This window comes from Actinophytocola sp., from assembly GCF_035942955.1.
Classification (GTDB): domain Bacteria; phylum Actinomycetota; class Actinomycetes; order Mycobacteriales; family Pseudonocardiaceae; genus DASYTH01.
On record NZ_DASZCQ010000342.1, the window covers coordinates 1 to 7837 of the forward strand.

At 68.7% G+C, this 7837-nt stretch carries 6 protein-coding genes; all 6 read left to right on the forward strand.

Annotation, left to right across the window (positions count from 1 at the left end; genetic code table 11):
* Positions 1 to 222 precede the first annotated feature (222 nt).
* Positions 223 to 1665, forward strand: a complete 1443-nt coding sequence (locus tag VGX25_RS34175; RefSeq protein WP_326922122.1) for an ABC transporter substrate-binding protein — start codon at positions 223 to 225, stop codon at positions 1663 to 1665.
* Between the two features lie 191 nt (positions 1666 to 1856).
* On the forward strand, positions 1857 to 3392 hold the full coding sequence (locus VGX25_RS34180) for an MFS transporter (RefSeq protein WP_326922123.1): 1536 nt from the start codon (positions 1857 to 1859) through the stop codon (positions 3390 to 3392).
* Positions 3393 to 3675: 283 nt separating this feature from the next.
* On the forward strand, positions 3676 to 4332 hold the full coding sequence (locus VGX25_RS34185) for a DUF2306 domain-containing protein (RefSeq protein ID WP_326922124.1): 657 nt from the start codon (positions 3676 to 3678) through the stop codon (positions 4330 to 4332).
* Positions 4333 to 4488: 156 nt separating this feature from the next.
* Positions 4489 to 5739 carry an acyl-CoA dehydrogenase family protein gene (locus tag VGX25_RS34190; RefSeq protein ID WP_326922125.1) on the forward strand — a complete coding sequence of 417 codons (1251 nt, stop codon included), beginning with the start codon at positions 4489 to 4491 and terminating at the stop codon, positions 5737 to 5739.
* A 199-nt stretch (positions 5740 to 5938) separates the two neighbouring features.
* Positions 5939 to 7351, forward strand: coding sequence for an FAD-dependent oxidoreductase (locus VGX25_RS34195; protein WP_326922126.1), 1413 nt, complete (start codon positions 5939 to 5941; stop codon positions 7349 to 7351).
* Between the two features lie 21 nt (positions 7352 to 7372).
* On the forward strand, positions 7373 to 7837 hold a 465-nt coding region (locus VGX25_RS34200), incomplete at its 3' end, for a condensation domain-containing protein (RefSeq protein ID WP_326922127.1).

The window sequence follows — 7837 nt, forward strand, 5'->3', positions numbered from 1 at the left end:
CCGGCGGCCTTGCCCGAGCTAACAAGCACAGCGCCCGGCGGCCTTGCCCGAGCTAGAAAACACAGCCTTGCCCGAGCTGGAAAACACATCCCGAGCTATCAAATACTGCTCGTCGATCGCTCGAGCCGAGCAACCGGGGAGATGCGGCGGCCGGGCCGCCGCGAAACCATCGAGTGTCTGTGCGATCGGGTTGCTGCGTGCGTGACAGCAGGAGGAGATCTAATGAAGAGTAGGACCGTCCTCGATGTCTGGGTGCCCGATCTTGGCTTCCCGGGTTGGATGGACCGCTGGCACCAGCAGGGCAGGGACTTCGAGCAGGTCCATCCCGAGTACGAGGTGCGGGTCAAGGGTCTGGACTTCTGGACGTTCCCGCAGGTGGTGGCCGAGGCGGTGGCCGAGGGGCGCACGCCGGCGCTTGCCGAGTACTACTTCTACGCCAGCCCGGTGGCCCGGGACGCGCTCGCGCCGGACGGCAGCCCGCTGTACAAGTCGGTGCAGCAGGCCGTCGGCGGCCGCACCGAGATCCTCGGCGAGCCGGTCGTGATCGACGATCTGGTCCCCGCGTTTCGGGACTACTACACGTACCAGGGAGATCTCACCTCGCTGCCGTCGGTCGGCACGACGAGCCTGTTGTACGCCAACGCCGATCTGCTCCGCGCGGCCGGGCTGTCCGAGCTGCCGGAGACCTGGGACGAGGTGAACGCCTGGTGCAAGGCGATCGCCGCGGTCCCGGACGGACCGTCGCACCCGATCACCTGGTCCAACCACGGGACGTTCTTCCAGCAGGCGCTGGCCTTCCAGGGCGGCCTGCTCGCCGACAACCACAACGGCCGGACCGGCCGGGCCACCACCGTCGACCTGTCCAGCGACGCGATGATGCACTGGGTCGAGTGGTGGCGGCAGCTGCACCGGGACCGCCACTACCTCTACACCGGCAAGATCCCGGACTGGGCCGGCACCCTGAAGGCGTTCGCCGACCAGCACGTGGCGATCCGGATCTCGTCGTCCAACGACGTCAACTACATGGTGCACGCCGCGAAGCTGGGCGGGTTCGACATCAAGGTGGGCATCTTCCCCTACGACGACCACGGGCCCTACGTCGGCAACGCGGTCGCCGGGACGTCCATCTGGCTGGCCAACAACCTCGACGAGGTCACCGAGGACGGTGCGCTCGCCCTGCTGATGTGGCTGCACAACCCGCGCAACGCGGCCGAGCGGCACAAGGCCAACAGCTTCGTGCCGATCACCCACGCGTCGTTCGAGCTCCTCGAGGAGGAGGGCTGGTTCGAGCAGCACCCGTACCACCGGGTGACCTACGACCACGTCAACGAGTACCCGGAGCGGGTGCTCGACCGGGGCGCCAACGCGGTGACCGGGCACCCGATCTCGGAGGGGGCGCTCTTCGGCGACTTCGCCGGGGCGCAGGACATCATGACCCACGCCATGGGCGACGTGCTGGCCCGCGGCGCCGACCCGGTGGCCCGGTTCGCCAAGGCCACCGCGGACGCCCAGAAGTTGCTCGACGACTACAACGCCTACGTTCTCGGTGACGGGCCGCGCACGCCCGACCGCATTCCCAACAGCAGCCACCGGGTCGAGTACTACACCGACGTGGAGCCCTATTCGGCGGCCGATCTGGAGAATGTCGTGCCGCTGAACAGCTGAGATGCGCCAGGCAGGCGCCCGGGTCGCGACCGGCCGGTGGGTGCGCACCGCAATCTGGAAGATGCGATCTCGCGGCGGAGCACGGGAGCCTTTCTGGAGGAGTTGCACGAAGTGCGTTTGGTCGGACACACAAGATGACCGGCGAACACGAAGGGATCAGCAAGGTGACCGCTGTTGATGATGCACCGACAATGGCCGGGAGGCGAGAGTGGCTCGGGCTGGTGGTGCTGGCCCTGCCGACTTTCGTGGTAGCCATTGACCTATTCGTTCTGCTGCTGGCGGTGCCGAACCTCGCGACGGACCTCGCCGCAGGCGCCAACCAGCAGCTGTGGATCACGGACATCTACGGCTTCCTGCTGGCCGGGTTCCTGATCACTATGGGAACCCTGGGTGACCGGATCGGCCGGCGCAAGCTGTTGATGATCGGCGGGGCCTGCTTCGCCGTGGCGTCGATTGTGTGCGCCTACTCGACCAGCGCGGAGATGCTGATCATCGCGCGGGCGGCGCTCGGCATCGCCGGAGCGACGCTGATGCCGTCGACGCTGGCGCTGATCGCCACCATGTTCCGCAATCCCAAGCAGATGGGCACGGCGTTCGGGGTGTGGGCGGGCACGTTCACCCTCGGCGCGGTTCTCGGCCCGGTCATCGGTGGGCTGCTGCTCGACGCGTTCTGGTGGGGCTCGGTGTTCCTGCTCGGTGTCCCGCTGATCATTCTGATGCTGATCCTCGGCCCGAAGCTGCTGCCGGAGTTCCGCAACCCGCAGGCCGGGCGGCTGGACCCGACCAGCGTGGTGCTGTCGCTGCTGGCGTTGCTGCCGGTCATCTACGGCATCAAGGAACTGGCCAGGCACGGCTGGGACGACTTCCCCGTGGTGTCGCTCGTGGTCGGCCTGATCTTCGGCGTGGTGTTCGTGCGCCGGCAGCAGAAGCTGAGTGACCCGCTGCTGGACATCGGCCTGTTCGGCAACCGCACGATCGGCACCTCGCTCGGCGGGCAGCTGTCCTACAGCATGGTCGGCGGCGGGTTCATGATGTTCATGCTGCTGTACTTCCAGCTCGTGGAGGGGATGTCGGCGGTGCAGGCCGGCCTGGCCATGGTGCCCGGCATGGTCGCCGCTGCGATCGGCTTCCAGGTCGCGCCGAAGTTGGCCAACCGGTTCCGGCCGGCGTACGTCATCGCGATCGGGCTGGTCGGCACGGCGGCCGCGATGACCCTCATGACCCAGTTCGACTCCGGCGCCGGTAGCGCGGTCCTGATCGTCGGGTTCGCCATCTTCTCCTTCTGCGGCGCCCCGATGGCCGGCCTCGGCACCAACCTGGTGGTCGCTTCTGCTCCCCAGGAGAAGGCCGGTTCCGCCGGATCCCTCGCTCAGATCAGCAACGAGTTCGGTGGCACGCTGGGCATCGCCATCCTCGGCACGATCGGTGCCGCGGTCTACCGTGCCAACCTGGACCTGCCATCCGGGGTGCCCGCGGACGCGGCCGCGGCGGCCGACGACAGCCTCGCCGGCGCCACCAGTGCCGCCGCCGAGCTGCCGGAGCACGTGTCCACCGCGGTGATCGGCTCGGCGCAGAGCGCGTTCACCACCGGTGTGCACGCGGTCGCCACCATCGGTGCCGTCCTGCTCGCCCTGATGTCGGTGGTCGTGGCCACGCGGCTGCGGCACGTTCCCCCGTTCGGTCAGGCCGCTGCCGAGCCGGCCGGGGACACCGCCGACGCCGACTGATCACGTTCCGCGGTCCCACGAACGCACCGTCCACATGTGACGGTGCGTTCGTGTGTCGGCACCACGCGTCTCGGCAACGGGGGAGATGCGCCCGGGGCGTCCGAATGTGACGCTACTTCGGTATCCAACGCAGTCATCCGCATCGCGTGAGCCGCAAGACGGCTCGACGTCGTGCATCGCCGGAGCAGGAGCTTCTACCGTGACGCAGGAACTAGAGAGGGTCGGCACTCCGGCTTCCCAGGCCGACCTGTTAGCCGAGCAACCTCAACCATCCACACCGCCCGTGCGGACGCGCCGTTCCAAGCCGTTCTGGCGGCGTCCCTGGGTCCTTCCGATGTTCGCCGCGGCCGCGGCGTTCCTGATCTACCAGCTGCCGCCGTGGATCGCCTTCGACCCGAGCGCGTCGCGCATCCCGCTGAAGTTCGACGGCCACTACTGGCTGATCGTCGGCCACGTCCTGTTCGGCAGCGTGGCGCTGATCACGATGTGCCTGCAGCTGTGGCCGTGGCTGCGCCGGCGGTACCCGGTCGTGCACCGGACCAGCGGCCGGATCTACGTCTTCGCCGCCCTGCCGTCCGCGGGGTTCGCGCTGGCGATGACCGGAGTCTCCTACCCGGCCGGAAAGATCGGCGTCACGATGTCGGCGACGCTGTGGTCGATCGCCGCCGTGATGGGGTTCATCCGCGCCCGGCAGGGCCGCTGGCGTGAGCATCGCCGCTGGATGCTCAACAGCTTCGCGATCATGTGGGGCCTTGTCGTCTGGGGCTTCGTGATCGGGATGGGTTGGATCTGGTTCTCCCCGTGGGTCGAGGAGGTCGACTTCAACTACATCGCCGAGGCGTCGCGCTGGGTCGGCTGGGTGACCAACCTCATCGTCCTGCACTGGTGGCTGGACCGGACCCGCAAGCGTCCCGTCGAGGTTCCCGCAAGGGCCCGCTGAATGCGTGCAGGCGGCTTTCCTCGCGTACAGCGTGAGGAAAGCCGCCTGCATCGCTCTTTTAGAGATGCGCCCGAGGTTTGGCGGATGTGACCCTGGGGAGGGTGTCGTCCGCACCGACGGTTTCGTGCCATTCGAGACAAAAGGAACTGCGCAGCGATGACAGTAACGGCGATTGTTCCCCCGAACGGATATCCGCTGCCGCCCGAACCGGAGCTCACGCCAGCGGAGGTCATCGCCCGCGCGGAGGCGATCGCCCCGACGCTGGTCGCGCGCCAGGCCGAGGTGGAGGAGCGCACGTACTACGCCGCGGACGTCCACGAGGCGTTTTCCAAGGCGGGGTTCTACCGGATTCTGGTGCCCCGGCGGTACGGCGGCTACGAGTTCGACATCCAGACGTTCATGCGCGTGGTGCGGACGCTGGCCAGGGGCTGCCCGTCGACGGGCTGGATGTTCTGCCTCGGCGCCGTGCACTCGGTGTTCGCCGCCACGGTGTTCTCCGAGCGCGCCCAGGACGAGATCTTCAGCGTCGGCGACTTCATCTGCCCGGCGACGGTCATGCCGGGTGGCACGGCGCAGCCGCACCCGGACGGCGGCTGGGTGATCAACGGGAAGTGGGGCTACTGCTCCGGCGCCCCGTACGCCACGCACTTCATCGGCCACGCGCTGGTCACGCGGGACGAGGACCAGCCGCCCGAGCCGATGCTGTTCATCGTGCCGCGCGACAAATTCCGCCGGCTGGACGACTGGGGTCAGCAGCTGGGCCTCAAGGGCAGCGGCTCGCACAGCATCGTGATCGAGGACGCGCACATCCCCGACCACTACGCCCTCGACACGCACATGAGCATGTACACGGTCAGCGACCAGACGCCGGGCGTCTCGCTGCACATCAGCCCGCAGTACGGCGGCGGCCCGCTCAGCTTCATGATGCTCGAGGCGGCCTGCCTCGCGGTCGGCATCGCGCACGGCGCGCTCGACGAGTACGAGCACCTGATGCAGTCCAGGACGACCTCGTTCCCGCCGATCGTCGGCCGGGCCGAGGATCCGGACTTCCAGCGCTGGTACGGCGAGGCCACGGGCAAGCTGGCCGCCGCCGAGGCCGCCGTCGAGGGCGCGATCCAGCAGTGGCAGGACCTGTGCGCCCAGGGCCCGGCGGCGTTCACCAAGCAGGCGGAGTGGCGGCTGGCCACCATCTGCCGCGAGGTGGTCCGGCTGAGCTGGACCGCCGTGGAGCAGTACCTGTTCCCAACGGCCGGGTCGAGCTCGGTCAGCCGGGGGCAGCGCATCGAGCGGGTGTGGCGGGACCTTTCCATGCTGCAGAGCCACGCCGGGGTCTCCGTCGTGCTGCAGACGATGGCCAACCGCGAGCTGGCCAAGGCCCGGTTCGGCATCGTAGACACCGAGCACTGACCGATCGCCCACGTATGTCCATTGTGGATGCTGCAATGAGGCCGAAACGCTCCACAATGGAGCACTTCAGGAGGTGCGTCGTGAAGCGATCGAGCGGACGATTCTAGGAGATTCGTTGAATCTGTGGCGACCAATTGCCACGGAGTTCCCCTGCTGCGACGCAGCCGTGACCAGTCCGGATTTTTCGAGGAGATAACCGATGGGCGACGTGACCAAGACTCGCGCGGTGGTGCTCGGCGGGAGTCTCGCCGGGCTGTTCGCGGCCAGGGTGCTCGCCGACGCATACGACGAGGTGCTCGTCGTGGACCGCGACGTGCTGACCGGAGTGGACGGACCGCGCCGCGGCTGCCCGCAGAGCCGGCACATCAACGGGTTGCTCGCCCGCGGTCAGCTGACCATGGAGGAGCTGTACCCGGGGATCACCGAGGAGATCTTCGCAGACGGCGTGCCGACCGGCGACCTGTGCGGCAACGTGCGCTGGTACTTCAACGGCGTCCGGATCCAGCAGCAGGAGGCCGGGCTGACCTGCGTGTCGGCCAGCCGGCCCATGCTGGAGAAGCACATCCGCCGGCGCACCCAGGCGCTGCCCAACGTCAAGCTGGTTGAGCAGCACGACATTCTGGGCCTGACGACGACCGCCGATCACAGCCGGGTCACCGGCGCCCGGGTGCAGCAGCAGGGCCAGAAGCAGGAGAAGGTGCTCGACGCCGACCTCGTCGTCGACGCCACCGGCCGCGGCTCGCGCACCCCGATCTGGTTGGAGCAGCTGGGTTATCCGACCGTCGAGGAGGAGAGCAAGAAGGTCGGCCTCGGCTACGTGACCCAGCACTACAAGCTGCACTGCGACCCGTACTTCGGCGACCTGTCGATCAACCCGGTGGCCAACCCGCAGCTGCCCCGCGGCGCGATCTTCACCAAGACCGACGGCGGCCGGGTCGAGATGACCGTGTACGGCATCCTCGGCGACCACCCGCCGACCGACCAGCAGGGCCTGTACGACTTCGTCGCGACCCTTGCCGCGCCGGAGATCTCCGAGGCGTTGAAGTACGCCGAGCCGCTCGACGAGCCGGTGGCCTTCCGGTTCCCGACGACGCTGCGCCGCCGGTACGAGAGGATGACCCGGTTCCCGGACGGCCTGCTGGTCGTCGGCGACGCGGTCACCTGCTTCAACCCGGTCTACGCCCAGGGCATGACGGTCGCGGCGCTGTCGGCCAAGACCATCCAACAGCACCTGCACACCGGCGCGGCGCCCAAGCCGCTCGACTACTTCCGCGACCTGGCCCGCGACGTGATCGACCCGCCGTGGGAGATGACCAACCTGGTCGACCTCACGTTCCCCGGCGTGGAGGGTGAGCGTCCGCTGCAGGTCCGGATGGCGCAGAAGTTCCTCAAGCGGGTGCAGATCGCCGCGACCAGGGACAAGAAGGTCGCCGCCGCCTACATGCGCGCGGCCGGCCTCATCGACCGGCCAGAGTCGTTGCAGCGCCCCGGTTTCATGCTGCGCGTGCTGTGGAAGTCGTTGCTCGGCCCGGCAAAGGTGCCACCGGCTCCGGCGCCGGTGCCGTTTGCGGACCAGGGCACGGACACCGGCAAGACTCGCCGGGCCGCGTGACGCGGGAGGCGGTCGGTCCCGATGGCAGGCGACGCCTCGTCCACCACATCGTCGGCGCAGGACGGGCTGTGGTTCCAGCAGCGGCTCGCTCCCGACGCGGCGCACACCGTGTCCCGGGCGTTCCGGGTCACCGGCGAGCTGAACGTGGACGCGTTGCGGGCCGCCTGGCAGGCGGTGATCGGCCGGCATGACGTGCTGCGCACCACGTTCGTCGAGCAGGACGGGTGGCCGCAGCCGCGGGTGGCCGAGCGCGGGGCGGAGCTGGCCTTCGTCGACCTCAGCGCGATCCCGCCGGCCGACCGGGACCGCGTCATCGACCGGTGGTGCGTCCGGCCGGCCGCCGTGCCGGCCAGCCTGACCGTCGCAAGGCACAGCCAGCGGGAGCACGTCATCCTGCTGGTGCTGCACCGGATGGTCGTCGATGACGGCTCGATTCCGGTGCTGCTCGACGATCTGTCCACCGGCTACGCGGCGGCCGTGCACGGC